This window comes from Pseudomonas fragariae (ex Marin et al. 2024) (assembly GCF_059621105.1).
The window spans coordinates 5,826,082-5,852,329 of sequence record NZ_CM184369.1 but is presented as its reverse complement, the minus strand read 5'-3'; the positions used below and the strand labels follow the sequence as shown (position 1 = coordinate 5,852,329).

22 protein-coding genes are annotated in these 26,248 nt (G+C 60.1%); 14 read left to right on the top strand and 8 right to left on the bottom strand.

The window, feature by feature from the left end; all coding sequences use genetic code 11:
* Positions 1–78 precede the first annotated feature (78 nt).
* A protein-coding gene (locus tag AC54XV_RS25385) for an IS3-like element ISPsy9 family transposase (protein ID WP_104722995.1) occupies positions 79–1,454 on the top strand; the annotation gives its coding sequence in 2 pieces (ribosomal slippage) (positions 79–550 and positions 550–1,454; 1,377 coding nt in all).
* 330 nt (positions 1,455–1,784) lie between these two features.
* On the opposite strand, the gene serA is transcribed toward AC54XV_RS25385, so the two are convergent.
* Positions 1,785–3,014 (bottom strand): phosphoglycerate dehydrogenase, encoded by a 1,230-nt coding sequence (gene serA / locus AC54XV_RS25380; RefSeq protein ID WP_002555754.1) that lies wholly within the window; start codon positions 3,012–3,014, stop codon positions 1,785–1,787.
* 162 nt (positions 3,015–3,176) lie between these two features.
* Here serA and AC54XV_RS25375 point away from each other — a divergent pair, with 162 nt between their 5' ends.
* The 4 genes from AC54XV_RS25375 to AC54XV_RS25360 all read left to right on the top strand — a co-directional run bounded on the left by AC54XV_RS25375 (position 3,177) and on the right by AC54XV_RS25360 (position 7,476).
* Positions 3,177–4,571 carry a D-2-hydroxyglutarate dehydrogenase gene (locus AC54XV_RS25375; RefSeq protein ID WP_496717394.1) on the top strand — a complete coding sequence of 465 codons (1,395 nt, stop codon included), beginning with the start codon at positions 3,177–3,179 and terminating at the stop codon, positions 4,569–4,571.
* Between the two features lie 80 nt (positions 4,572–4,651).
* Positions 4,652–5,317 (top strand): fumarylacetoacetate hydrolase family protein, encoded by a 666-nt coding sequence (locus AC54XV_RS25370; RefSeq protein ID WP_032655851.1) that lies wholly within the window; start codon positions 4,652–4,654, stop codon positions 5,315–5,317.
* Positions 5,318–5,499: 182 nt separating this feature from the next.
* Positions 5,500–6,444 carry an SdiA-regulated domain-containing protein gene (locus tag AC54XV_RS25365; RefSeq protein WP_003397170.1) on the top strand — a complete coding sequence of 315 codons (945 nt, stop codon included), beginning with the start codon at positions 5,500–5,502 and terminating at the stop codon, positions 6,442–6,444.
* A 126-nt stretch (positions 6,445–6,570) separates the two neighbouring features.
* A complete protein-coding gene (locus AC54XV_RS25360; RefSeq protein WP_032655850.1) occupies positions 6,571–7,476 on the top strand; it encodes an SdiA-regulated domain-containing protein in 906 nt (301 codons plus the stop codon).
* A gap of 45 nt (positions 7,477–7,521) precedes the next feature.
* Here AC54XV_RS25360 and rpiA read toward each other — a convergent pair whose 3' ends face one another.
* The gene (gene rpiA, locus AC54XV_RS25355) at positions 7,522–8,193 is read right to left on the bottom strand and encodes a ribose-5-phosphate isomerase RpiA (RefSeq protein WP_003397175.1); all 672 of its coding nucleotides are present in this window, start codon (positions 8,191–8,193) and stop codon (positions 7,522–7,524) included.
* A gap of 161 nt (positions 8,194–8,354) precedes the next feature.
* Here rpiA and ilvA point away from each other — a divergent pair, with 161 nt between their 5' ends.
* Complete coding sequence (ilvA, locus tag AC54XV_RS25350) at positions 8,355–9,869, top strand: threonine ammonia-lyase, biosynthetic (RefSeq protein ID WP_011269260.1); 1,515 nt, start codon at positions 8,355–8,357, stop codon at positions 9,867–9,869.
* Positions 9,870–10,647: 778 nt separating this feature from the next.
* Positions 10,648–11,076, top strand: coding sequence for a DUF2269 family protein (locus AC54XV_RS25345; RefSeq protein WP_011269259.1), 429 nt, complete (start codon positions 10,648–10,650; stop codon positions 11,074–11,076).
* A gap of 13 nt (positions 11,077–11,089) precedes the next feature.
* On the opposite strand, the gene AC54XV_RS25340 is transcribed toward AC54XV_RS25345, so the two are convergent.
* Positions 11,090–11,746 (bottom strand): histidinol-phosphatase, encoded by a 657-nt coding sequence (locus AC54XV_RS25340; RefSeq protein WP_496717390.1) that lies wholly within the window; start codon positions 11,744–11,746, stop codon positions 11,090–11,092.
* Positions 11,747–11,888: 142 nt separating this feature from the next.
* Between AC54XV_RS25340 and AC54XV_RS25335 the strand changes: the two genes are divergently transcribed.
* The 6 genes from AC54XV_RS25335 (at position 11,889) to AC54XV_RS25310 (ending at position 18,241) form a co-directional block, all read left to right on the top strand.
* Positions 11,889–12,368 (top strand): RNA pyrophosphohydrolase, encoded by a 480-nt coding sequence (locus AC54XV_RS25335; RefSeq protein WP_002555745.1) that lies wholly within the window; start codon positions 11,889–11,891, stop codon positions 12,366–12,368.
* A 21-nt stretch (positions 12,369–12,389) separates the two neighbouring features.
* The gene (ptsP, locus tag AC54XV_RS25330) at positions 12,390–14,669 is read left to right on the top strand and encodes a phosphoenolpyruvate--protein phosphotransferase (RefSeq protein WP_003420161.1); all 2,280 of its coding nucleotides are present in this window, start codon (positions 12,390–12,392) and stop codon (positions 14,667–14,669) included.
* Between the two features lie 528 nt (positions 14,670–15,197).
* A complete protein-coding gene (lgt, locus tag AC54XV_RS25325) occupies positions 15,198–16,010 on the top strand; it encodes a prolipoprotein diacylglyceryl transferase (protein ID WP_003405275.1) in 813 nt (270 codons plus the stop codon).
* A gap of 54 nt (positions 16,011–16,064) precedes the next feature.
* Complete coding sequence (locus tag AC54XV_RS25320) at positions 16,065–17,036, top strand: thymidylate synthase (RefSeq protein ID WP_003405274.1); 972 nt, start codon at positions 16,065–16,067, stop codon at positions 17,034–17,036.
* Positions 17,037–17,110: 74 nt separating this feature from the next.
* Entirely contained in the window at positions 17,111–17,308 is a 198-nt protein-coding gene (locus AC54XV_RS25315) for a hypothetical protein (RefSeq protein ID WP_010434507.1), read from the top strand.
* A gap of 3 nt (positions 17,309–17,311) precedes the next feature.
* Positions 17,312–18,241 carry a hypothetical protein gene (locus AC54XV_RS25310; protein ID WP_058823214.1) on the top strand — a complete coding sequence of 310 codons (930 nt, stop codon included), beginning with the start codon at positions 17,312–17,314 and terminating at the stop codon, positions 18,239–18,241.
* Here AC54XV_RS25310 and cadR read toward each other — a convergent pair.
* Positions 18,229–18,675, bottom strand: coding sequence for a Cd(II)/Pb(II)-responsive transcriptional regulator (cadR, locus tag AC54XV_RS25305; protein ID WP_003405262.1), 447 nt, complete (start codon positions 18,673–18,675; stop codon positions 18,229–18,231). The genes AC54XV_RS25310 and cadR overlap by 13 nt on opposite strands.
* Positions 18,676–18,761: 86 nt before the next feature.
* On the opposite strand from cadR, the gene AC54XV_RS25300 reads away from it, so the two are divergent.
* Entirely contained in the window at positions 18,762–21,026 is a 2,265-nt protein-coding gene (locus tag AC54XV_RS25300; RefSeq protein WP_496717384.1) for a heavy metal translocating P-type ATPase, read from the top strand.
* 151 nt (positions 21,027–21,177) lie between these two features.
* Here AC54XV_RS25300 and hutG read toward each other — a convergent pair whose 3' ends face one another.
* The 4 genes from hutG to hutH all read right to left on the bottom strand — a co-directional run bounded on the left by hutG (position 21,178) and on the right by hutH (position 26,237).
* Positions 21,178–21,978, bottom strand: a complete 801-nt coding sequence (gene hutG / locus AC54XV_RS25295) for an N-formylglutamate deformylase (RefSeq protein WP_011269254.1) — start codon at positions 21,976–21,978, stop codon at positions 21,178–21,180.
* Between the two features lie 11 nt (positions 21,979–21,989).
* Positions 21,990–23,195: an imidazolonepropionase gene (hutI, locus tag AC54XV_RS25290; protein WP_496717382.1), complete on the bottom strand. Its 1,206-nt coding sequence runs from the start codon at positions 23,193–23,195 to the stop codon at positions 21,990–21,992.
* 15 nt (positions 23,196–23,210) lie between these two features.
* Positions 23,211–24,587: an amino acid permease gene (locus AC54XV_RS25285; protein WP_024641051.1), complete on the bottom strand. Its 1,377-nt coding sequence runs from the start codon at positions 24,585–24,587 to the stop codon at positions 23,211–23,213.
* A 102-nt stretch (positions 24,588–24,689) separates the two neighbouring features.
* Entirely contained in the window at positions 24,690–26,237 is a 1,548-nt protein-coding gene (hutH, locus tag AC54XV_RS25280; protein WP_003405250.1) for a histidine ammonia-lyase, read from the bottom strand.
* Between the last annotated feature and the right edge of the window lie 11 nt (positions 26,238–26,248).

The window sequence follows — 26,248 nt, the reverse complement described above, 5'->3', positions numbered from 1 at the left end:
ACGCAGAGCGTCACGAACGGCATTCCCACGCGGGAGTGGTGTGACCCCCGAAGGTTGGATGCAACCTTTGGAGGCGTCATGGGTAAATATACAGAGCAGGCAAAACTCGCAGCCGTGAAAGAGTATTGTGCCGGCAAGGCAGGTTTGAGGGATGTTGCGCGTCGCCACGATGTGGACTTTTCCTGCCTTCGTCAGTGGGTCGCGGCTTATCAGATCCACGGCCCAGCCGCTCTTAAAGAGAAAAGGCGGCAGCGTTACAGTGACGAATTCAAGCTAGCTGTTTTGAAGCGCATGCATGATGAGCGATTATCACTGCGCCAGACAGCGGCCTTGTTCGATATCCGTCAGTTCGGCATCATCAATCTATGGCAGCGCCTTTTTGACGAAGGTGCTCTTAACGCATCCTCAAAGCCCCCTAAGAAAGTTGGACGCCCAAGAAAGATGACGACGCCCCTTCCCCCTGTGAACTCCGCTCCGATCAACGATGAATCGCGCTCGCGTGACGAGTTGCTTGCCGAGGTGAAGCAACTGCGGATGGAGGTCGATTATCTAAAAAAGCTCGATGCCTTGGTTCAGAAGAAGCAACGAATAGCGCAGCAGAAAAAGCGCAAATCGTGATGGAACTGAGGCCTTTACATTCTCTGGACGGCCTGCTGAAGTTTGCCGGTCTGGCACGCAGCACTTTTTACTATCAACAAAAGGTACTGCTGGTAGATGACAAATACGCCGGGCTGAAAGACCTGATTCAGGCAACTTTCTACGAGCACAAGGGCCGGTATGGCTATCGTCGCATCACGGCAGCTTTGCGCAGGGCGGGCCATCTTGTGAACCACAAGACGGTGCAGAAACTAATGGGGCAGCTAGGCCTGAAGAGCCTGATACGCGTGAAGAAATACCGTTCCTACAAAGGCGAAACAGGCAAGGCCGCGCCTAACCTGCTAAAGCGTGATTTCAAAGCGCAATACCTTAACCAGAAATGGGCCACCGACGTGACCGAATTCAAAGTAGGAGGCCAGAAACTTTATCTGTCGCCGATCATGGATCTGTACAGCGGCGAAATCATTTCCTATGCGATTGCCAGGCGCCCGCTGTACTCCATGGTCGACGAAATGCTTGAAGGAGCATTTAAGCGGCTTGGACCGCATGAAAAGCCGATTTTGCATTCCGACCAGGGCTGGCAATATCGGATGCCTATTTACCAGCGACTGCTCAATGAGAATTCGATCGCAGCCAGCATGTCGCGCAAGGGTAACTGCTACGACAACGCGGCTATTGAGAGCTTTTTTAGCACGCTGAAATCCGAATTTTTCTACCTGAACAAATTTAACGATCTGGATGAGCTTCAAGCGGGTATCGAAGAGTACATTGAGTATTACAATCACTCACGCATAAAACTGAAGCTTAACGGCCTGAGTCCTGTGGAATACAGAATGCAGGCCGCCAAGGCAGCGTAGGTGGATAATTGTCCAACCTTCGGGGGTCACACCAGAGCGTGAGGAACGATTATCGCAACTATCGTGCGACGCTCTGCGTCGCATGCCTTTCTGGACGCTCTGCGTCCTCTTGCGACGCGGAGCGTCGTGAACGGCATTCCCACGCTGGAGCGTGAGGAACGATTATCGCAACTATCGTGCGACGCTCTGCGTCGCATGCCTTTCTGGACGCTCTGCGTCCTCTTGCGACGCGGAGCGTCGTGAACTGCATTCCCATGCTGGAGCGTGAGGAACGATAGGTGCCCGCAAGAACATCGCTCGTGCCCACACGGGGTGGGCACGGCGCTCAGATCAGAACAACACGCGGCTGCGGATGGTGCCTTTGATCTGTTGCAGCTTGGCCTGGGCGAGGTCGGAGTATTCGGCGTCGACGTCGATGACCACGTAACCGACTTTCTCGTTGGTCTGCAGGAACTGACCGGAGATGTTGATACCGTTTTCGGCGAAGACCTTGTTGATCTCGCTGAGCACGCCCGGGATGTTTTCGTGGATGTGCAGCAGGCGGTGCTTGCCAGGGTGCGCAGGCAGCGCCACTTCCGGGAAGTTGACCGAGGACACCGACGTACCGTTGTCGCTGTACTTGACCAGTTTTTCCGCCACTTCCAGACCGATGTTGGCCTGCGCTTCGGCTGTGGAGCCACCGATGTGCGGCGTCAGGATCACGTTGTCCAGACCGCGCAGCGGGCTTTCGAAGATGTCGTCGTTCGAGCGCGGCTCGACCGGGAACACGTCGATGGCGGCGCCGATCAGGTGCTTGTCCTTGATGGCGTCAGCCAGTGCGTCCAGTTCGACCACCGTGCCACGCGCGGCGTTGATCAGGATGCTGCCCTTCTTCATCGCGCGGATTTCTTTCTCGCCGATCATCCACTGGGTTTCCGAGGTTTCCGGAACGTGCAGGGTGACGATATCGGACATGCCCAGCAGCTCGTTCAGGCTCGACACCTGAGTGGCGTTGCCCAGCGGCAGTTTGGTCAGCGTGTCGTAGAAGTACACCTGCATGCCCAGACCTTCGGCCAGCACCGACAGCTGCGTACCGATCGAACCATAACCGATGATGCCCAGCTTCTTGCCACGGATCTCGAAGGAGTTGGCCGCGCTCTTGATCCAGCCGCCACGGTGGCAGGAAGCGTTCTTCTCGGGGATACCGCGCAGCAGCAGGATGGCTTCGGCCAATACCAGTTCGGCGACCGAACGGGTATTGGAGTAGGGCGCATTGAACACTGCGATACCGCGCTCGCGCGCCGCGTTGAGGTCAACCTGGTTGGTGCCGATGCAGAAGCAGCCGACCGCAACCAGTTTCTTGGCGCAATCGAACAGCTCTTCGGTCAACTGAGTACGAGAGCGGATACCGATGAAATGGGCGTCGGCGATCTTTTCTTTCAGTTCGGCTTCCGGCAGAGACTTGGTGTGGTACTCGATGCTGGTGTAACCGGCTGCCTTGAGGACGTCGACAGCGGATTGGTGGACGCCTTCGAGAAGAAGGAACTTGATCTTGCTCTTGTCGAGGGAAGTCTTGCTCATCTGCGTAAACCTGTGTCCCGAAGAAAATTGGCAGGGGGGGGGGCCGGATCGGCTCTGGGCACGACTCGCGGGGGGCGTATGCTAGCATATGAGCCCCGCGAAACCTCATCCCGAACGTGAACCGTTCTCAGGATGCCCATGAATCGTTCGAGAGTTGATTCAATGACCGATCGCGTTTTGATTGATGAGCTGCAGACCCTGGTTGACCCTGGCAAGGTACTCACGGATGCCGGTTCTCTGGAGACGTACGGCAAGGACTGGACCAAGCAGTTCACCCCCGCGCCACTGGCCATCGTATTCCCCAAGACCACCGAACAGGTGCAGGCCATCGTGCGCTGGGCCAATGAGCGGCTGGTGGCGCTGGTGCCTTCGGGTGGACGAACCGGTCTTTCGGCGGCCGCGGTGGCCGCCAACGGTGAAGTGGTCGTCTCGTTCGATTACATGAACCAGGTGCTGGATCTGAACCTCACCGACCGCACGGCGGTCTGTCAGCCGGGCGTCATCACTCGTCAGTTGCAGGCGCTGGCTGAAGACAACGGCCTTTATTACCCGGTCGATTTCGCTTCTTCGGGCTCCAGCCAGATCGGCGGCAATATCGGCACCAATGCCGGCGGTATCAAGGTCATTCGCTACGGCATGACGCGCAATTGGGTCGCCGGCCTCAAGGTCGTCACCGGCAGGGGCGATCTGCTGGAATTGAACAAGGACCTGATCAAGAACGCCACCGGCTACGATTTGCGCCAATTGTTCATCGGTGCCGAGGGTACGCTGGGCTTTGTCGTCGAAGCGACCATGCGCCTCGATCGTGCGCCGAAGAACCTCACCGCGATGGTGCTGGGCACCTCGGACTTCAACTCGATCATGCCGGTGCTGCATGCCTTTCACGGCAAGCTCGACCTGACCGCCTTCGAATTCTTCTCGGACAAATCCTTCGCCCGCGTCATGGCGCGCGGTGATGTGCCGTCGCCTTTCGACACGCCGTGCCCGTTCTACGTATTGCTGGAATTCGAAGCGACCACCGAAGACCTCGCCGATCAGGCCCTGGCGACCTTCGAGCACTGCGTCGAGCAGGGTTGGGTGCTGGACGGCGTGATGAGCCAGAGCGAACAGCAATTACGCAACCTGTGGAAGCTGCGCGAATACATCTCGGAAACCATCTCGCACTTCACGCCATACAAAAACGATATCTCGGTCACTGTCTCGAAAGTGCCGGAGTTTCTGGCTGAAATCGATGCCATCGTTGCCGAACACTACCCGGACTTCGAAGTGCTGTGGTACGGCCACATTGGCGACGGCAATCTGCACCTGAACATCCTCAAGCCCGAGAGCCTCGACAAGGACGAGTTCTTCGTCAAATGTGCCAAGGTCAACAAGTGGGTGTTCGAGACCGTCGAAAAATACAACGGCTCGATTTCGGCCGAGCATGGCGTCGGGATGACCAAGCGTGACTATTTGACGTACAGTCGCTCGCCGGTCGAAGTCGAATACATGAAGGCGTTGAAAGCGGTGTTCGATCCCAACGGGATCATGAATCCCGGCAAAATCTTCGCCGTTTGAGCTGCCACAACCATTTGATCCGTCGCAACAACAAGGTCGCAACAATAAGCAGGCTACCTCTTACAGCCTCAGGAGACGTCATGAGCTACCAGCACAAATATGTCGATGGCACCAACATTCACTTCCCGCTGGGTAAAGTGGTCTGCATCGGGCGTAACTACGCCGAACACGCCAAGGAACTGGGCAACGCGGTGCCTACCGAGCCGCTGCTGTTCATGAAGCCTGGCAGCGCGGTGGTTGCGCTGGAGGGTGGCTTCTGCATCCCGGCAGACCGCGGTTCGGTGCATTACGAAGCCGAGATCGTGGTGTTGATCGGCAAGCCCCTGAGCAAGAACCCTTCGCGCGAAGAAGTACTCGACGCGATCAGCGGCTTTGCGCCTGGTCTGGACCTGACGTTGCGTGATGTCCAGTCGCGTCTGCGTGAGAAAGGCCTGCCGTGGGAGCTGGCCAAGTGTTTTGACGGCGCTGCGGTGATCCCGCCGTTCGTGCCCGCCGAGACCTTCCCTGATCTGGAGGACATCGGTATCCGCCTGACCCTCAATGGCAAGGTGGTTCAGGACGGCAACAGCAACATGATGCTCAACCCGATCGTGCCGATGATCCAGCACATGGCAGCCAACTTCTCGCTGCAGGCCGGCGACCTGATCATGACCGGCACGCCTGCCGGTGTCGGGCCGTTCGAAGCCGGCGACCAGATCGCCCTGGAACTGGTCGGGCAGACGCCGTTCGAGAGCGTCGTCAGGTAAGCCGACAGCATGTTCAGGCAGCGCCCAAAGCCACGCGGGATCACTCCCGGGTGGCTTTTGTTTGTGGGGTGACTGATAGTTCGGTCGATTTTGCGTTTTTTTCACACCTGTTCCGGATAATCCGGCCGTCCCTGCAAGGGCACCCCGTCGTCATGAAGTCTCATTTGCTCAGGAACACATGAATGGCCAGTACTGCCGCAACGCCGCCTCGTACCAAAAAACGCTTCGCTTACCTGCGCAACATGCGCTGGTATTCGTGGTTGTTAGTGGTTGCCTTGCTGGGCTATGGGCTGGCGTTCATCATGCATTGGGATGATCGCGCGCTGCTCTGGTTCCAGGAGCGATTCGAGAGCAAGGCAGGCCGTCACGCCAGCATCTGGCTGCCGGACTACCACGTGGATATCGACGCCAAGGTGCTGCCCGGCATGGAAAAGGACGAGGCGTCGGACCTGTCCTATAACCCGGTGACCAAAACGCTGTTTGCGGTCATGGGCAAAAATGCGTTTCTGGTGGAGCTGACGCTCACGGGCGATGTACTGCGCAAGATCCCGCTGGTGGGCTGGAGCAATCCGGAAGGCGTTGCCGTCATGAACGATGGCCTGATTGCGATCACCGATGAGCGCCAGCACAAGTTGACCATCGTTAAAGTGAACGCCGACACCACCACCCTGAACATCGCGGATTTCCCCCAGTACGAACTCGGCAAGTCCGCCAACCAGAACAAGGGCTTCGAAGGCATCGCCTGGGACCCGCAGCGTCAGCAGCTGATACTGGGCGAGGAGCGACCTCCTGCGCTGTACACCTGGAAAAGTAATGGTAGCGACGTGCTGGCAGGCGACAAGCAGCCGCTATCGAGTCGCTCGCTGGACATGCGCAATCTGTCCTCGCTGAGCATTGATCCGCGCACGGGCCACATGCTCGCGCTGTCTGCCGATTCGCACATGTTGCTGGAAGTCGACGATCAAGGCGAGCAGGTGAGCTTCATGACATTGTTGGGCGGCATGAACGGTTTGAAGGATACAATTCCGCGCGCAGAAGGCGTGGCCCTCGATGAGGCCGGTACGCTGTACATGGTCAGCGAACCGAACCTGTTCTATTCGTTTCACAGGGCGCTGCGCAAGCACTGAGCCAGGACGGCAGCTACACAGGTCGCCGATACACATTCGGCAAACATATAGCACCATGCCATTAAGCTTGCTTTCAGGATGGCATGGTATCAATCCCGTCCGCTCAATCCGTCCGAGTCACCCTTAATGCGCCGCTCTACTCGCTCTTTAGTCCTGCTTCTGGCCCTTGTACCTCTGATCGTTATATTCGTGATCGCCAATCAGCGATACCGTTATGTTGAAAGCGCCCTGTTCGACTGGCAGGTGTTCTGGCAGTCCGACTCGCTTCACTCCATTGGCCTGGATCAGTACCGCGTCGTCACAGAAGCACAGGTGATCGACGGGCTGCAGGATGATGTCTCGGGCCTGAGTTACGACCCGGACCGCAAGAGCCTGTTTACGGTGACCAACCAGAACCCCGAACTGGTCGAACTGAGCCTGGACGGTCGCGTCCTGCGGCGCATTCCACTGGTGGGATTCGGTGATGCCGAGGCCGTCGAATACATCAGTCCGGGCACTTACGTGATCAGCGATGAGCGCAGGCTCCGGCTGATTCAGATTCACGTCGATGACAACACCAAAAGTCTGGACGCCGCCCAGGCCGAGCAACTGACGCTGGGCATCACCGCCAGCGGCAACAAAGGCTATGAAGGGCTGGCCTATGATTCGGTCGGCAAGCGCCTGTTTGTCGCCCGCGAGCGTGATCCGGTGCAGATCATCGAGGTGCGCGGCTTTCCCAGGACCAACTCCGAGGCTCCCGGCAATCTGCAGGTCATCTCCAATAGCAAACGCGATGGCCGACTGTCGGTTCGTGACCTCTCCAGCCTGCAATTCGATGAGACCAGCGGCCATTTGCTGGCGTTGTCCGATGAGTCGAAGCGCATTCTCGAACTCGACACCAGCGGTCATCCGATTGGCAGCGGCTCGCTGGCAAAAGGGGCGATGGGGCTGAGCAAGGACGTGCCGCAGGCTGAAGGGATGGCCATGGATGCGGAAGGGGCGTTGTATCTGGTGAGCGAGCCGAACCTGTTTTACGTGTTCCGCAAGCCTTGAGCCTGTGAGGGTCATGCCCACCTTGCGTGGGCATGACCGGTTTTATCAGCGCGTCAGGGTTTTCACGCCTTCAGCGGTACCCAGCAGCAACAGATCGGCCGGACGTGCGGCGAACAGGCCATTGGTGACCACGCCGACGATGGCGTTGATCTGTGCTTCCAGCTCCACCGGGTTGGTGATGCTCATGTTGTGCACATCGATGATGATGTTGCCGTTGTCGGTCAAAACGCCTTCGCGGTAAACCGGGTCGCCGCCCAGTTTCACCAGTTGCCGCGCAACGTGGCTGCGGGCCATCGGAATGACTTCGACCGGCAGCGGGAACGCGCCCAGCACCGGCACCAGCTTGCTGCCGTCGGCGATGCAGATGAAGGTCTTGGCCACCGCCGCGACGATTTTTTCGCGAGTCAGTGCCGCGCCGCCGCCCTTGATCAGATTCAGGTGCTCGTCGCTTTCGTCGGCGCCGTCGACATAGAACTCCAGGTCGCTGACCGTGTTCAGCTCATAGACCGGAATGCCGTGCGCCTTGAGGCGCGCCGCAGTGGCTTGCGAGCTGGCGACAGCGCCGTCAAAGGCGGCCTTGTGCTTTGCCAGTGCGTCGATGAAGCAATTGGCCGTGGAGCCGGTGCCTACGCCCACAATGCTTTTGTCATCGAGCTTCGGAAGGATGAAGTCGACAGCTGCCTGGGCGACTGCCTGTTTGAGTTGATCCTGGGTCATGCGGGCTCCACGGTGCCTGATGTAGGTAGAAGAGGGGGGATGCAAAAAGGCCCGCATTATAGCGGCGACTGCGCCGCAAAGCCCTGTCATTCGTATGGTCGTCTTTCGGTACGCAGAGTAGACTTCCCGACCTTGCCCGCTTCGTCAGTGATGCCACCCCGATGCTTGAACAGTACGTCAAGAAAATCCTCACCTCGCGCGTCTACGACGTTGCCATCGAAACGCCGCTGCAAGGCGCTCGCCAGCTGTCCGAACGGCTGGGCAATCAGGTGCTGCTCAAGCGCGAAGACCTGCAGCCGGTGTTCTCGTTCAAGATTCGCGGTGCGTACAACAAGCTCGCGCAACTGCCCGCAGAGCAGACCGCACGGGGCGTGGTGACGGCCTCGGCAGGCAATCATGCCCAGGGCCTGGCGCTGGCAGCGCGTGAGCTGGGGATCAAGGCGACCATCGTCATGCCGCGCACCACGCCGGAGATCAAGGTCGAAGGCGTGCGCTCGCGGGGTGCCACCGTGGTGCTGCACGGCGATTCGTTCCCGGAAGCGCTGGCCTACTCGCTGAAGCTGGTCGACGAACAGGGTTTCGTCTACATCCATCCGTATGACGACCCTGACACCATCGCCGGGCAAGGCACTGTGGCGATGGAGATCCTTCGTCAGCAACCGGGCCAGCTGGATGCGATCTTTGTTCCGGTCGGGGGTGGCGGTCTGATTGCCGGTATCGCGGCTTACGTGAAATACCTGCGCCCGGAGATCAAGGTGATCGGCGTCGAGCCTGACGATTCCAACTGCCTGCAGGCGGCGATGGCTGCCGGGGAGCGCGTGGTGTTGAGCCAGGTCGGGCTGTTTGCCGATGGCGTGGCGGTCGCGCAGATCGGCCATCACACCTTTGAAGTGTGCCGCCATTATGTCGATGAAGTGATCACCGTCAGCACGGATGAGATCTGTGCGGCGATCAAGGACATCTATGACGACACTCGTTCGATCACCGAGCCCTCCGGCGCGCTGGGCGTGGCCGGGATCAAGAAGTATGTCGAGCAGCGCGGCGTCAGCGGCCAGACGCTGGTGGCGATTGATTCAGGGGCCAACGTCAACTTCGATCGCTTGCGGCACGTGGCCGAGCGCGCCGAACTGGGCGAAGGCCGCGAGGCGATCATTGCCGTGACCATCCCCGAGCAACCGGGCAGCTTCAAGGCGTTCTGCGAGGCCATCGGCAAGCGGCAGATCACCGAATTCAACTACCGCTACCACACCGATCGCGAGGCGCACATCTTCGTCGGCGTGCAGACCCATCCCGAGAACGATCCGCGCAGCGCCCTGATCGCCAGCCTGACCGGACAGGGTTTCCCGGTGCTGGACCTGACCGACAACGAACTGGCCAAACTGCACATCCGCCACATGGTCGGCGGGCATGCCGAGCGTGTCGACGATGAAGTGGTGCTGCGCTTCGAGTTCCCGGAGCGACCGGGCGCGCTGTTCAACTTCCTCAACCGCCTGGGCGGGCGCTGGACCATCTCGATGTTCCACTACCGCAACCACGGCGCAGCCGATGGCCGAGTGGTTGCCGGGCTGGTAGTGCCGGAGGAAGAGCGGCACCTGGTCGGTGCTGCGCTGGACGAGATTGGTTACCGGTACTGGGATGAAAGCGAGAACCCGGCGTACCGGTTGTTTCTGGGCTGAGGCCGAGGATACTTCTCGTTCCTCACGCTCCGTCACAAGAGGACGCAGAGCGTCCAGAACGGCATGCCCACGCGGAGCATGGGCACGATGGTGATCTGACTGACGACTATCGTTCCTCACGCTCCAGCGTGGGAATGCAGTTCACGACGCTCCGCGTCGCAAGAGGACGCGGAGCCTCCAGACCGGCATACCCACGCAGAGCATGGCACGATGGTGATCTGACTGACGACTATCGTTCCTCACGCTCCAGTGGGAATGCAGTTCACGACGCTCTGCGTCGCAAGAGGACGCGGAGCGTCCAGACCGGTGTACCCACGCGGAGCATGGGCACGATGGTGATCTGACTGACGACTATCGTTCCTCACGCTCCAGCGTGGGAATGCAGTTCACGACGCTCTGCGTCGCAAGAGGACGCAGAGCGTCCAGACCGGTATACCCACGCGGAGCATGGGCACGATGGTGTTATCCCTGACGACTATCGTTCCTCACGCTCCAGCGTGGGAATGCAGTTCGTGACGCTCTGCGTCGCAAGAGGACGCAGAGCGTCCAGACCGGTATACCCACGCGGAGCATGGGCACGATGGTGATCTGACTGACGACTATCGTTCCTCACGCTCCAGCGTGGGAATGCAGTTCACGACGCTCTGCGTCGCAAGAGGACGCGGAGCGTCCAGACAGGTGTAACCACCGGAGCACGGGCGCGATGGCGCTTAAGGCGCGATTCTAGTGTCCACACTGCTAAACTCACCCAAGCCCGATTCCAGAGGAACACCGCGTCATGGAACCCATCACCACCCTTAATACCTTGCACATCGTCGCCATCGCGTTGTTGCTGATCAGCGCGCTGGTGTTGGCCAGCGGGGTGATCAAGGTGCGTCTTGAAGGCGACACGACCGTGCAGAATCGCCTGCTCAAGCGGCCACTGCTGTTTTTCTGGGTGTTGATGGCCGTGTGCCTGGCGACGCTGCCGTTCAGTGGCTGGTGGCTGGTGCATTTGAAAGGCCTGTCACTGGGCCAGACCTGGGTGCTGGGCAGCAGCGTGCTTTACACCCTGGGGCTGTGCAGTTGGGTCTGGCTGGTGGCCAGGCTCAACCGGTTGCGTCTCGGTGCCCAAGGCGGCAAGCGCGGCTTTACCCTGGCGCTGACGGTGATCAGCCTCGTGTGCTTCGTGGCGATGGCCGGTCTGACGGGCTTCAAACCGGCCTGAGTATTGCCAGCACTCAGTGACGCAGGGTAATTACCGGCCAGCCGCGTCGCTCGGCTTCGGCACGCAATTTATCGTCCGGATCGACCGCAACCGGGTTGGCCACCTGCTCCAGCAGAGGCAGGTCGTTCATCGAATCACTGTAGAAATAGCTGTCCTCAAGGCTGAACGCGTTGTCTTGCAGCCACTGATTGAGGCGTGTCACCTTGCCTTCACGGAAGCAGGGCACACCTGTGGTGCGGCCGGTATAGCGGCCGTCAGCCATCTCGCATTCGGTCGCCAGCAGGGTATCGATCCCCAGTCGCGCCACGATAGGTGCCGTCACAAAGCGGTTGGTGGCGGTAATCACCACCAGCTTGTCGCCGGCCTCGCGGTGTTTGGCGATCAATTCCAGCGCCTTGGGCAGCATCATCGGTTCGATGCAGTCGCGCATGAACTCGCGATGCCATTGATCGAGCTGCGCCATGTCAGTGTTGCCCAGAATCTCCAGGGTAAAATTCAGGTAATCGGTCATGTTCAGCGTGCCGGCCAGGTAATCCTGATAGAACTCGTCGTTGCGGGTTTTGTAGGTCGCGGCATCAAGGATCCCGCGCCGGCACAGGTAATCGCCCCAGGCGTGATCGCTGTCGCCGCCCAGAAGGGTGTTGTCGAGGTCGAATAAAGCCAGACGCATAGGGTTACTCGCTGAAATAGTTGAAAAAAGAGCCCCAGAATACGAGGTTTTCACAAGTCTTCACATAAGGTGATAAGCCTCGTTGCTGGTTTGATCGCCTTTGTGGAACAATGCGACGACATGCGTTTGCGAGGTTGTTGCCGTGATCGACCCCGATGGTTTCCGTCCTAATGTCGGGATTATTCTGACAAACGATGCTGGTCAGGTCCTATGGGCTCGGCGTATTAACCAGGATGCCTGGCAGTTTCCTCAAGGGGGTATCAACCCGCAGGAGACGCCGGAAGACGCGCTTTATCGTGAATTGAATGAAGAAGTCGGTCTGGAACGACATGATGTGCAAATACTTGCCTGCACTCGGGGCTGGTTGCGCTATCGTCTGCCGCAAAGACTGGTCCGTACCCACAGCCAGCCGCTGTGTATCGGCCAGAAGCAAAAATGGTTTCTCCTGCGCCTGATCTCCAACGAGCAGCGGGTGCGGATGGATTTGACCGGTAAACCGGAGTTCGATGGCTGGCGCTGGGTCAGTTATTGGTATCCGTTAGGCCAGGTGGTGACATTCAAGCGCGAGGTGTATCGACGCGCACTCAAAGAGCTTGCCCCGCGCCTCTTATCGCGCGACTGACACGGAGTTCGACCCCGAGCCATGCTCAATACGCTGCGCAAGATCGTCCAGGAAGTTAACTCCGCCAAGGATCTCAAGGCGGCGTTGGGCATTATTGTGTTGCGCGTCAAGGAGGCCATGGGCAGCCAGGTCTGCTCGGTCTACCTGCTCGATGCCGAGGTCAACCGCTTTGTCCTGATGGCTTCCGAAGGCCTCAACAAGCGCTCTATCGGCAAAGTCAGCATGGCACCGAATGAAGGCCTGGTCGGTCTGGTCGGTACGCGCGAAGAACCGCTGAATCTCGAAAACGCCGCAGATCACCCTCGTTATCGCTATTTCGCCGAAACCGGTGAAGAACGCTATGCCTCGTTCCTGGGCGCGCCGATCATCCACCACCGGCGTGTGGTCGGCGTATTGGTCATCCAGCAAAAGGAGCGCCGGCAGTTCGACGAGGGCGAAGAAGCCTTCCTGGTCACCATGAGCGCGCAACTGGCGGGCGTTATCGCGCATGCCGAAGCGACCGGCTCGATCCGCGGTCTGGGACGTCAGGGCAAGGGCATTCAGGAAGCCAAGTTCGTCGGTGTCGCCGGTTCGCCGGGTGCTGCGGTCGGTGTCGCTGTGGTCATGCTGCCGCCAGCCGATCTGGAAGTGGTCCCCGACAAGACCGTCACTGACATCGCCGCCGAACTGGCGTTGTTCCAGAACGCGCTGGAAGGCGTACGCGGTGACATGCGCACCCTGTCAGCCAAGCTGGCCACTCAGTTGCGTCCCGAAGAGCGGGCGCTGTTCGATGTCTACCTGATGATGCTCGACGACGCCTCGCTAGGCAGCGAAGTGACCGACGTGATCAAGACCGGCCAATGGGCGCAGGGTGCCTTGCGCTCGGTGGTCAGTGAGCACGTCAAACGTTTCGAACTGATGGACGATGCCTATCTGCGCGAGCGGGCGTCGGACGTCAAGGACCTGGGCCGCCGTCTGCTGGCCTATCTCCAGGAAGCGCGGCAACAGGCGCTGGTCTATCCCGACAACACGATTCTGGTGAGTGAAGAGCTGACCCCGGCGATGCTCGGCGAGGTGCCAGAAGGCAAACTGGTCGGCCTGGTGTCGGTTCAGGGTTCCGGCAACTCCCACGTTGCGATTCTGGCGCGGGCCATGGGCATTCCCACGGTCATGGGCCTGGTGGACTTCCCTTACTCCAAGGTCGATGGCATCGATCTGGTGGTCGACGGCTATCACGGCGAAGTCTTCACCAACCCCAGCGAAATCATGCGCAAGCAGTTCGGCAAGGTGGTGGAGGAGGAGCGTCAGCTCTCCCAGGGCCTGGATGCACTGCGCGAACTGCCTTGCGTGACCCTCGACGGGCATCGCATGCCGCTGTGGGTCAACACCGGCCTGCTGGCCGACGTGGCGCGTGCGCAACAGCGAGGCGCCGAAGGGGTGGGCCTGTACCGCACCGAAGTGCCGTTCATGATCAACCAGCGCTTCCCGAGCGAAAAAGAACAGCTGGCGATCTACCGCGAGCAACTGGCCGCCTTCCATCCACTGCCGGTTACCATGCGCAGCCTGGACATCGGTGGCGACAAGTCGCTGTCCTACTTCCCGATCAAGGAAGACAACCCGTTTCTCGGCTGGCGCGGTATTCGCGTTACCCTCGATCACCCGGAAATCTTCCTGGTCCAGACCCGCGCGATGCTCAAGGCCAGCGAGGGCCTGAACAACCTGCGCATTCTGTTGCCGATGATCTCCAGCACCCACGAAGTGGAAGAAGCGCTGCACCTGATCCACCGCGCCTGGGGCGAGGTGCGCGACGAAGGCACCGACGTGCCGATGCCGCCCGTGGGCGTAATGATCGAAGTGCCGGCTGCGGTCTATCAGACTCGCGACCTGGCGCGGCAGGTAGACTTCCTCTCGGTGGGTTCGAACGACCTGACCCAGTACCTGCTGGCGGTCGACCGCAACAACCCGCGTGTGGCCGATCTCTACGATTACCTGCACCCGGCGGTGCTTCAGGCGCTGCAAAGCGTGGTGCGTGATGCTCACGCCGAGGGCAAACCGGTGAGCATCTGCGGCGAAATGGCGGGTGACCCGGCAGCAGCGGTACTGTTGATGGCGATGGGTTTCGACAGCCTGTCGATGAACGCCACCAACCTGCCGAAAGTGAAATGGATGCTGCGCCAGATCAACCTCAGCAAGGCCAAGGAACTGCTGGCGCAACTGATGACCAACGACAACCCGCAAGTCATCAGCAGCTCCCTGCAACTGGCACTGAAAAACCTCGGCCTGTCGCGGATGATCAACCCGAGCTCGGTCAAAGGGCACTAAGCGCTACTAATGCTTTCATGAGCAAACTCACTCCCACAGGGGTACACATTGCCCTAGTAGGAGCGAACTTGTTCGCGAAGAGGCCGGCATGATCGCCGAAAACGTATCGTCTGAAGACACCGTCTTCGCGAACAAGCCAGACGTCGCCCGGTGCGCTCCTACGCCCTCTCATTCCCACAGGGAGTACACATTGCCCCTGTAGGAGCGAACTTGTTCGCGAAGAGGCCGGCATGATCGCCGAAAACGTACCGTCTGAAACACCGTCTTCGCGAATAAGCCAGGCGTCGCCCGGTGCGCTCCTACGTCCTGCGGGCAGAAGCCTGAAAGGCACGTATTCAGTGCTCTCCAAGACCTGTACATAACGCTGCGCGTGGAAGCGATAACCATACGGCCGGACACATCAATCGCATCTTTTTTCACTTCGTTCAGGCGGCTTCCATCGGTCGCCGCTAGAGCATCCTGCCGGGCTCCGGTAACATGCGCGCCTGATTCAGTCGCTCGCAAGGGCGTTCCAATTGAGGAGTCGCAATGCTGCCTTACCCGCAGATTGACCCGGTAGCCGTCGCTATCGGCCCGCTGCAAATTCACTGGTACGGTTTGATGTACCTGGTCGGTATCGGCGGCGCCTGGCTGCTCGCGTCGCGTCGCCTGAACAAGTTCGACCCGACCTGGACCAAGGAAAAACTTTCCGACCTGATTTTCTGGCTGGCCATGGGCGTGATTGTCGGTGGGCGGCTGGGCTACGTGCTGTTCTATGACCTGTCGGCCTACATCGCCAACCCGCTGCTGATCTTCGAGGTCTGGAAGGGCGGCATGGCGTTCCACGGCGGCTTTGTCGGCGTAATGATCGCGGCCTGGTGGTTTGGCAAGCGCAACGGCAAAAGCTTCTTCCAGCTGATGGACTTCGTTGCCCCGCTGGTGCCGATCGGCCTGGGTGCCGGGCGTATCGGCAACTTCATCAATGCCGAGCTGTGGGGCAAGCCGACCGATGTGCCGTGGGCCATGGTCTTCCCGCCGTTCAGCGACCCTGCGCAACTGGCGCGCCATCCCTCGCAGCTGTATCAGTTCGCGCTGGAAGGCGTTGCGCTGTTCATCATCCTCAATCTGTACGCCCGCAAGCCGCGTCCGACCATGGCCGTTTCCGGCATGTTTGCGCTGTTCTACGGGATCTTCCGCTTTGTGGTCGAGTTTGTCCGCGTCCCTGACGCCCAGTTGGGTTACCTGGCGTGGGGCTGGGTGACCATGGGTCAGATCCTCAGCCTGCCGATGATCATCGCGGGCCTGTTGCTGATCTGGCTGGCCTACAAGCGCGACCCGTCCGCCAGCAAAGCAGCGGCCTAATACCGAAACGCCGGGTGAGACAACGCCCGGCGCGTTCAACAATGCAGGTGATTTATGAAGCAATATCTGGAACTGGTCGCTCATGTGATCAAGCACGGGACCTTGCAAGCCAACCGTACCGGCGTGAACACCATCAGCTTTCCGGGGGCGATGCTGCGTTATGACTTGCAGGAAGGTTTTCCGGCGATCACCACACGGCGCATGGCCTTCAAATCGGCCATCGGCGAGATGGTCGGCTTTCTGCGTGGCGTAAACAACGCCGCCGAATTCCGCGAACTGGGCTGCAAGGTCTGGGATCAGAACGCCAACGAAAACGCTCAGTGGCTGAACAACCCGTTCCGCAAGGGCGAGGACGATCTGGGCGAAATCTATGGCGTGCAATGGCGCAAGTGGCCTGCCTACAAGCGTATCGATGCCGGCAATGTCGCGGCCATCGAACTGGCGCTGGGCCAGGGGTATCGTCAGATTGCCGAGTCCGAAGAAGACGGCCAGTCTTTCGTGGTCCTGTACAAGGCCATCGACCAGATTCGCCAGTGCGTCGACACCATCATCAACGACCCGGGCAGCCGGCGGATCCTGTTCCACGGCTGGAACTGCGCACAGCTCGATGAAATGGCCCTGCCGCCGTGCCACCTGCTGTACCAGCTGCACCCGAACCCGCAGACCCGCGAAATCTCGCTGACGCTGTACATCCGCTCCAACGATCTGGGCCTCGGTACGCCGTTCAACCTGACCGAAGGCGCCGCGCTGCTAAGCCTCATCGGCCGTCTGACCGGCTACACGCCGCGCTGGTTCACCTACTTCATCGGCGATGCCCACGTGTACGAAAACCACCTGGACATGCTCAACGAACAGATGACCCGCGAGCCGTACCCGATGCCGAAACTGGTGATCTCCGACCGCGTGCCGGAATTCGCCAAGACCGGTGTGTACCAGCCTGAATGGCTAGAGCTGATCGAGCCTTCGGACTTCTCACTGGAAGGCTATCAGCATCACCCGGCAATGACGGCGCCGATGGCTGTTTGAGTCCGTAAGAGTGAATTGAGCGTTGTGCTATAGTTTTGGCGTAACTCCCCTGACCCTGTTCAATGGAATCGACTATGTTTTTCAATCGGATTGGACATCGTAGTGATACGAAGAAGGCTGAAGATGAAGCCTTCATGCAGGCAATCAAGAACATCGACACTCTTGTGGTGAGGGGCGGCCGCATGTCCATGGACGCCAAAGAAATCGAAGGTTTGGTTCGCTCCTCCCGCGACAAGGCTAAAAAACTGGTCACTCCGCAAGCCGAATCCTGATAAATGGCTTTTTTACTTCTGCTGCCACTACTCGTCAGCGGCTTTTTGGTGTGCCTGAAAGATCCCACCATTTACTGCAGGTTGCATCGCTATGAGGGCCAGATGCTTTATCTGCAGGTGGGCCGTTATGGGATTTACTGCTTTGTAGCGGCCATGTCTGCCACCGCAGTCCTTGCAGGACTGTTCTCGCATGACTGGGGTGTGTTGTGTCCCGAATGGCTCCAAACGGCGAGCGCGACCTCCCCACTCTGTTTTGCCGTGAACACCGATTTCATGGGCGCTTTAAGTCAAGTAGGGCAGGATTTCGACATCACTGGCAGGAATTTTAGCCAAGTGGGCGTATTCCTTGCCTTGTCAGGTTTACTGACCTTTGTGATGCCAGACCTAGGGGCTTTTCTTACTGTCAGGATTCTCAAGTGGCAACTGGGTGCCAGAAAAAAAGAAGAAATTGTGGCCTATCTGCTGGGCGAGTCTGTAGATCACAGCCCTATCTGCTCGACGCTTTTCGATGCATTTGTCGACAAGGACGAAGTGATGATCACGATGGCGGATCGAAAGGTCTACGTCGGTTACATCATGGACGTCGGAGCCCCTACCGAAGTGACGGGTGTGAATCAGGAAATTTTGCTTATCCCGACCGTCAGTGGCTATCGGGACAAGGACACCCTGAAAGTGGTGTACACGACCGATTACCCAAGTGATACACCGCTCAGGCCTATTGGTTTTCGGCAGGAAAATATTGTCTCCATCAGCATCTTCAGCGAGGAGGTACGCGAAGCGTTCAAACGCGTTGATTCTGAGCGGGCGGGTGAAGAGACAGCGAAAGAGAAAGCTGCCAAAGATCAGCTCGTCAAGGCGATCACTGAGCTTGTGGCGGTGGTGCAAGCTGCGCAGCTTGCATCAGAGGTCTCAAACCCGTCTCAATGCCCATGACTCCTCCCCACATGTGAAGGCTCGCCCTCTGGCGCTGCCACAGCGCCCGTCACTTCCAGCCTTTCCAGTATCGCGCAATGTTCTGTCGTGCCATCGCTGCAGCGGCGGCGCAGGTCGAGCAGTTGTTCCTGGAGTGCTTGCAGGCTTGCGACGCGGGCGTTGACGTGTTCGATGTGTTCGTCGATCAGGGCGTTGACGTTTTCGCACTGGTCCTGCGGGCTGTCGCGCAGGTTGAGCAGGCTGCGGATTTCTCCAAGGGTCATGTCCAGGCTGCGGCAATTGCGGATGAACGACAGGCGCTCCGTGTGTGCCTGGGTGTACAGCCGGTAGTTGCCATCGCTGCGGGCGGGCGCGGGCAGCAGGCCTTCGCGTTCGTAATAACGGATGGTTTCGACCTGGGTGTCGGTCAGTTTTGCCAGTTCGCCGATTTTCATTTGGACTCATCTCGTTTGAGTGCTTGACCCTATAGTGGCTACAGGGTGTTCACTTGGCAACAAGCAGAATCCTGGAGCCACAACGAATGGGCACGACGATCAAGAACCCCCCCGCACATGACCATGACCATGACCACGATCATGATCACGGCGAGCACGCGCACGAGCAAAAACCCGTGGAGCATGCGCATTCGTGCTGCTCCAGCGATGCACAGCCTGCCGTAGTGACCTTTGGCGAAGCGCCAGCAGCGGGCGGTCGTCTGAGCAACTTCCGTATCGAGGCGATGGATTGCCCCACCGAGCAGACGCTGATCCAGAACAAACTGGGCAAGCTGGCCGGTGTGCAGAAGCTGGAATTCAATCTGATCAATCGCATGCTGGGCGTCTGGCACGATCTGCCGTCCACCGACCCGATTCGTGAGGCCATCAGCTCGCTGGGCATGCAGGCCGAGCCGGTCGAGGAAGGTGCAGCGTCTGCCGAACCGGCGCCGGTGGTGAAGAAACACTGGTGGCCGCTGGCGTTGTCCGGCGTTGCGGCGCTTGGCGCAGAGGTGGTCCATTTTGCCTCGCTCGGCCCGACCTGGGTTGTGGCGCTGCTGGCACTGGTGTCGATCTTCAGTTGCGGCCTGACGACCTACAAGAAAGGCTGGATCGCGCTCAAGAACTTCAACCTGAATATCAATGCGCTGATGAGCATCGCGGTGACCGGCGCGATTGTGATCGGTCAGTGGCCGGAAGCGGCGATGGTGATGTTCCTGTTTACCATTGCCGAGTTGATCGAAGCCAAGTCGCTGGACCGCGCGCGCAATGCAATCAGCGGCCTGATGCAGTTGACGCCAGAGCTTGCCACCGTCAAGCAGGCGGATGGCAGTTGGCAGGAGGTCGAAGCCAAAAACGTCGAACTGGAGGCTATCGTCCGGATCAAGCCGGGCGAGCGTATCGGCCTTGATGGTGAAGTGGTGTCTGGTAGCTCGACCATCGATCAGGCGTCGATTACCGGTGAAAGTCTGCCGGTGGAAAAGACCGTCGGCGATAAGGTTTTCGCGGGCACCATCAACCAGGCGGGTTCACTGGAATACCGTGTTACTGCGGCGGCAAATAACTCGACGCTGGCGCGCATCATTCATGCGGTGGAAGCGGCTCAGGGTTCGCGTGCGCCGACTCAGCGCTTTGTCGACAGCTTTTCCCGTATCTATACGCCAGTGGTGTTCGTCGTAGCGTTGGCATTGGCTTTGATTGCACCGCTGTTCTTCGGTGGCGAATGGTTTGACTGGATCTACCGGGCACTGGTGTTGCTGGTGGTGGCGTGCCCGTGTGCGCTGGTGATTTCCACGCCGGTAACCATCGTCAGCGGTCTGGCAGCGGCGGCGCGCAAGGGGATTTTGATCAAGGGTGGCGTTTATCTGGAAATGGGCGAGAAGCTTGATTACCTGGCCCTCGACAAGACCGGCACGCTGACCCACGGCAAGCCGGTGCAGACCGACTATGTGCCGTTGAACCCCGCAGTCGCCGACAGCGCGCCTGCCATCGCCGCGAGCCTTGCGGGTCGTTCAGATCACCCGGTTTCCCAGGCCATTGCCAAGGCCGCCGATGGCAGCCTGACGCTGCATGAAGTCAGTGCGTTCGAGGCGTTGGGTGGGCGCGGTGTGAAAGGCGAGATCAACGGCCAGATGTATCACCTGGGCAACCATCGCCTGGTGGAAGAACTTGGCCTGTGCTCGCCAGAGCTGGAAGCCAGGCTCGATGCGCTGGAAATGCAGGGCAAGACCGTGGTGCTGTTGCTCGATGCCTCTGGCCCGATTGCGCTGTTTGCTGTCGCCGATACGGTGAAGGAGACCAGCCGCGAAGCCATTGCTCAGTTGCACGAGCTGGGCATCAAGACGGTCATGCTGACCGGTGATAACCCGCACACGGCCAAGGCGATTGCCGATCAGGTCGGCATCGACGAAGCGCAGGGCAATCTGCTGCCTGCCGACAAGCTCAGTGCGATCGAGGCGCTTTACAGCCGCAATCACCGGGTGGGCATGGTCGGTGACGGTATCAATGATGCCCCTGCGCTGGCCCGTGCGGAGATTGGTTTCGCCATGGCTGCGGCAGGCACCGATACGGCTATCGAAACGGCAGATGTCGCCCTGATGGACGATGATCTGCGCAAGATACCGACGTTTATCAAGCTGTCCCGTCGAACCTCGGCAGTGCTCAAGCAGAACATTGTGTTGGCCATTGTGACCAAGGTGCTGTTCATCGGCATCACCTTCGCGGGTCTGGCGACCATGTGGATGGCGGTGTTTGCCGACATGGGCGTGAGCTTGCTGGTGGTGTTCAACGGCTTGCGCTTGCTCAAGAAGTGATCAGGCGGGAACCTTGAAGGGCGGACGCGGAGCGTCCGGAACGGCATTCCCACGCGGAGCATGGGAACGATAATCGTGGCCACCGAACACTGGCCATCGCTCCCACGCTCCGCGTGGTAGCGCCTTTCTGGACGCTCTGCGTCCGACGTTGTCAGCCGAACCGCTCTTGCCCCCAGGCAATGAAGGTTTCCAGCAGTGGCTTGAGCACGGCGCGAGTAGGCTCAGCCAGGTCCGGGCGGTAGTGGAAGGGCACGAATTCGTCCATGTAGGTGCTTTGCGCCAGCTCCAGCTGTACGGCGTGGATGTTGTTGGCCGGGTTGCCGTAGTGGCGGGTGATGTGGCCGCCCTTGAAGCGTCCGTTCAGCACATGGCTGTAGTCCTTGGCCGCTGCGCAGACCTGCTCCATCCGGCTGGCCAGCTCCGGGTCGCAGCTGGCGCCATTGAAGGTGCCCAGGTTGAAGTCCGGCAGGTGACCGTCGAACAGGTGCGGAATGTGGCCGCGAATCGAGTGGGCGTCGAACAGCAGCGCATAACCGAACTCGTCACGCATGCGCTGCAGTTCCTGCTCCAGCGTCTGGTGATACGGTGTCCAGATCTGCTGCAGATAGCGCGCCCGCTCCTCGGCGCTGGGCGTCTGGCCATTCTTGAACAGGGGTACACCATCGAACAGGATCGACGGAAACAGGCCGGTGGTCGCACCTGCGTACATGGGCTTGTCGTCAGCGGGCCGGTTCAGGTCGATGACAAAACGCGAGTATTCGGCGGCCAGGGTGCTGGCGCCCAATTCGGCGGCGAAGTCATACAGACGCGGAATGTGCCAGTCGGTGTCCGGCAGGCTCAAGGCTTCGTCCACCAGCGCGGCTTCGACCACCGGGGTCAGTTTCAGACCGGCATGCGGCATGCTGATCAGCAGCGGAATGCGGCCACGCTTGAATGTCAGAACGTTATCCACAGGGCTCTCCTTCAGATCGATGATTCGACGCCGTGGCGCACGATGCGTTTGTCCAGATCGCCGCCTAGCCAGTAGGCCAGATCAGCCGGTCGTTCGATGTTCCAGGCGACGAAATCCGCGACCTTGCCAACCTCCAGCGAGCCGTGGGTCGCGCTCATGCCCAGCGCCCTGGCGGCATTGAACGTCACCCCCGCCAGTGCTTCTTCGGGCGTCATGCGAAACAGCGTGCAGGCCATGTTCAGCATCAGGCGCAATGACAGGCCCGGCGAGGTGCCAGGGTTGAGGTCGGTGGCAATCGCGATCGGCACGCCGTGCTTGCGCAGCGCGTCCATCGGCGGCAGTTGTGTTTCACGCAGGAAGTAAAACGCCCCCGGCAGCAGCACCGCGACGGTTCCGGCGGCGGCCATGGCGATGGCGTCGTCTTCGGTCATGAACTCCAGGTGATCCGCCGACAGCGCCTTGTAGCGCGCGGCCAGGCTCGATCCGCCCAATGACGACAGCTGCTCGGCATGCAGTTTGACCGGCAGTGCCAACTGCCCTGCGGTGATGAACACCTGCTCGACCTGGGCGGGCGAAAACGCCAGGTATTCACAGAAGGCATCCACTGCATCGACCAGTCCTTCGGCTGCCAGCGCCGGGAGCATGTCGTTGCAGATGTGGTTGATGTAATCGTCGGCGCGATCGGCGTATTCCGGTGGCAGCGCGTGGGCGGCCAGGCAGGTGGCGCGCACGGTGACGGGCTGGGTGTTGCCCAGACGCCGGATCACCCGCAGGATCTTGCGCTCGTTTTCCAGGTCCAGCCCGTAACCCGACTTCATCTCGACGGTCGTGACGCCGTCTTTCAGCAGATGCCGCAGACGGCGCTCGGCACTGGCGTACAGCTCATCCTCACTGGCGGCGCGAGTGGCACGCACCGTGCTGGCAATACCGCCGCCCGCTGCGGCGATCTCGGCGTAGCTCACACCCTGCAAACGCTGTTCGAACTCGCCGCTGCGGTTGCCGCCGAACACGGTATGGGTGTGGCAGTCGATCAGGCCGGGCGTGACCCAGGCACCGTCCAGATCGATGCAGTTGTCATGTTCCGGCTCGGCCAGCTCGGCCTGAGGCCCGAGCCACTCGATGAGCGCTCCGGAGGTCACGATGGCGGCATCCTCGATGATCGAGTATTTGCCGTGCGCCATGCTTGCGATGTGACAGTTTTTCCAGAGCGTTTTCATTCGAGGCCTCGTTGATCAATGAGTGGTGTTGAGCGCCTTGGGCTTGACCCACACAGCGTAGGCAATGAGCAGCAGCACGATCCAGATTGCGCCGACGATCAAGGCTGCACGGTTGTCCGGGAAGTAACCCAGCACGCCGAAGATGAACAGCATGAAGGCGATGGCAGCCGCCGGCCCGTAAGGCCAGAACGGCACGGCGAATTTCAGCTGTGCCGCTTCCTCGCGGCTCATCGAGCGGCGCATGGCGACCTGCGTCAGCAGAATCATCAGCCAGACCCACACGGTGGCGAAGGTGGCCAGCGAAGCGATCAGCAGGAACACGTCCTTGGGGATCAGGTAGTTGAGCAGCACGCCGCCCAGCAGCGCGATGCCCATGACCAGCACGGTCATCCACGGCACGCCATGACGCGACACACGGGCAAAACTGGCGGGCGCCTGACCTTCACGGGCCAGGCCATACATCATGCGGCCTGCGCCGAAGATGTCGCTGTTGATCGCCGAGACGGCCGCCGAGATCACCACGATGTTGAGGATGGTCGCCGCCGAGGCGATACCCAGGTTGTCGAAAATCTGCACGAACGGGCTGCCCTGCGTGCCGATCTGCGGCCACGGGTAGATGCACATCAGCACGAACAGTGTCAGCACGTAGAACAGCAGAATGCGCAGCGGCACGGCATTGATCGCCTGCGGCAGGCTGCGTCGCGGGTCCTTCGCTTCGCCTGCGGTAATGCCGATGATTTCGATGCCGCCGAAGGCAAACATCACCACCGCGAACGAGGCGATCAGGCCGGTGACACCGTTCGGCATGAAGCCGCCATGCGCCCACAGGTTGCTGATGCCGATTTCGCTGCCGCTGGCCGAGCTGCCAATGCCGAAGATCATGATGCCGAAGCCTGCGACGATCATCGCCACGATGGCGCTGACCTTGAGGATCGACAGCCAGAACTCGGTTTCACCGAAGACTTTCACGTTGCACAGGTTGAGCGCGCCGATCAGAAAGACGATGCCCAGCACCCAGATCCAGCGCGGCACTTCCGGAAACCAGAAGCCCATGTAGATGCCGAATGCGGTCACGTCGGCGAGGCAGACGATGATCATCTCGAACGCATAGGTCCAGCCGAGCACGAAGCCGGCCAGCGGGCCCATGTAGCGCGTGGCGTAATGGCTGAACGAACCGGACACCGGGTCGTGGACCGCCATTTCGCCGAGCGCGCGCATCACCATGTACACCGCCGCGCCGCCGATCAGGTAAGCCAGCAGTACGGCAGGCCCGGCCTGTTGAATCGCCGAGGCCGAGCCGTAGAACAACCCTGTACCGATGGCAGAGCCTAGGGCCATGAAGCGGATGTGGCGGGCGGATAACCCGCGTTTCAAACCATCTTGTGACGTCATTTCAGGTCCATTTCATTACAGGTATGGCAAAAGCCGCGAGAACGCCTGCATCCGGCCTCCCGCAGCGATGACCAAAGCGAGCCCTGCCAGGCTCGCGGTGCATCACAGACTCGGTAGCAGACGTGCAGGAACCAGCGGGTTCAGGCAAGTGGAGGACAGCAGCTGACTGGCAGCTTCGATGTCCGGTGCAAAAAAGCGGTCCTTTTCATAGAACGGGACCTTGCTGCGCAACAGGCTGCGGGCTTGCTCCAGCTTCGGAGAGGTTTTCAGACCTTCACGCAAGTCCAGACCCTGGCAGGCAGCCAACCATTCTACGGCAAGAATCCCGCGAACGTTTTCTGCCATTTCCCATAAGCGCTTGCCGGCGGCCGGGGCCATCGACACATGGTCTTCCTGATTGGCCGAGGTTGGCAGGCTGTCGACACTGTGTGGATGGGCCAATGCCTTGTTTTCACTGGCCAGTGCGGCGGCGGTCACCTGCGCGATCATGAACCCGGAATTGACGCCGCCGTTGGCCACCAGGAAGGGCGGCAACTGCGACATGTGCTTGTCCATCATCAGCGAAATGCGTCGTTCGCTGAGCGAGCCGATCTCGGCGATGGCCAGCGCGAGGTTGTCCGCCGCCATGGCGACCGGCTCGGCGTGAAAATTGCCACCGGATATGACGTCGTTCTCGGCGGCGAACACCAGCGGGTTGTCGGACACCGCGTTGGCTTCGATTTCCAGCACCTCGGCGGCCTGACGCAGCTGGGTCAGGCAGGCGCCCATGACCTGTGGCTGGCAGCGCAACGAGTAGGGGTCCTGAACCTTGTCGCAGTTGCGGTGCGACTCGGACACGCCGCTGCTTTCGCCCAACAGGTCACGGTAGCAGGCCGCCGCGTCGATCTGCCCGCGCTGCCCGCGTGCGGCATGAATGCGCGCGTCGAAGGGCGAGCGCGAACCGAGTACCGCCTCAACGGTCAGAGAGCCGCAAGTCAGAGCCGCAGCGAACAGGTCTTCGCCTTCGAACAGGCCGCGCAATGCGTAGGCGCTAGACACTTGCGTGCCGTTGAGCAGCGCCAGCCCTTCCTTGGCGGCGAGGGTCAGCGGTTTCAGGCCAGCAACGGCAAGTGCATCGACAGCGTTCAGCCATTCGCCCTTGTAGCGCGCCTTACCTTCGCCCAGCAGCACCAGCGACATGTGCGCCAGCGGCGCCAGGTCACCGGAAGCACCGACCGAGCCCTTGAGCGGAATATGCGGGTAGACCTCGGCATTGATCAGCGCAATCAGGGCGTCGATGACCACGCGCCGAATGCCCGAGAAGCCGCGGCTCAGGCTGTTGACCTTGAGCACCATGATCAGTCGCACCAGCTCATCGCTGATCGGCTGACCGACACCGGCCGCATGCGACAGCACCAGCGAACGCTGCAGGTTTTCCAGGTCTTCGCTGGCAATCCGCGTCGAAGCGAGCAGGCCGAAGCCGGTGTTGATGCCGTAGGCGGTGCGGTTCTCGGCCAGAATGCGCTCGACACAGGCGACGCTGTCGTCGATCTGCTGGTTCGCGCTGCTGTCCAGCGTCAGGCTGACCGGCTGCAGATAAATGCCGCGCAGTTGCGCCAGGGTCAGTTGGCCGGGGATCAGGTTCAGCGTCTTGGCAGATAAGGTGGTCACGATGCTGCTAC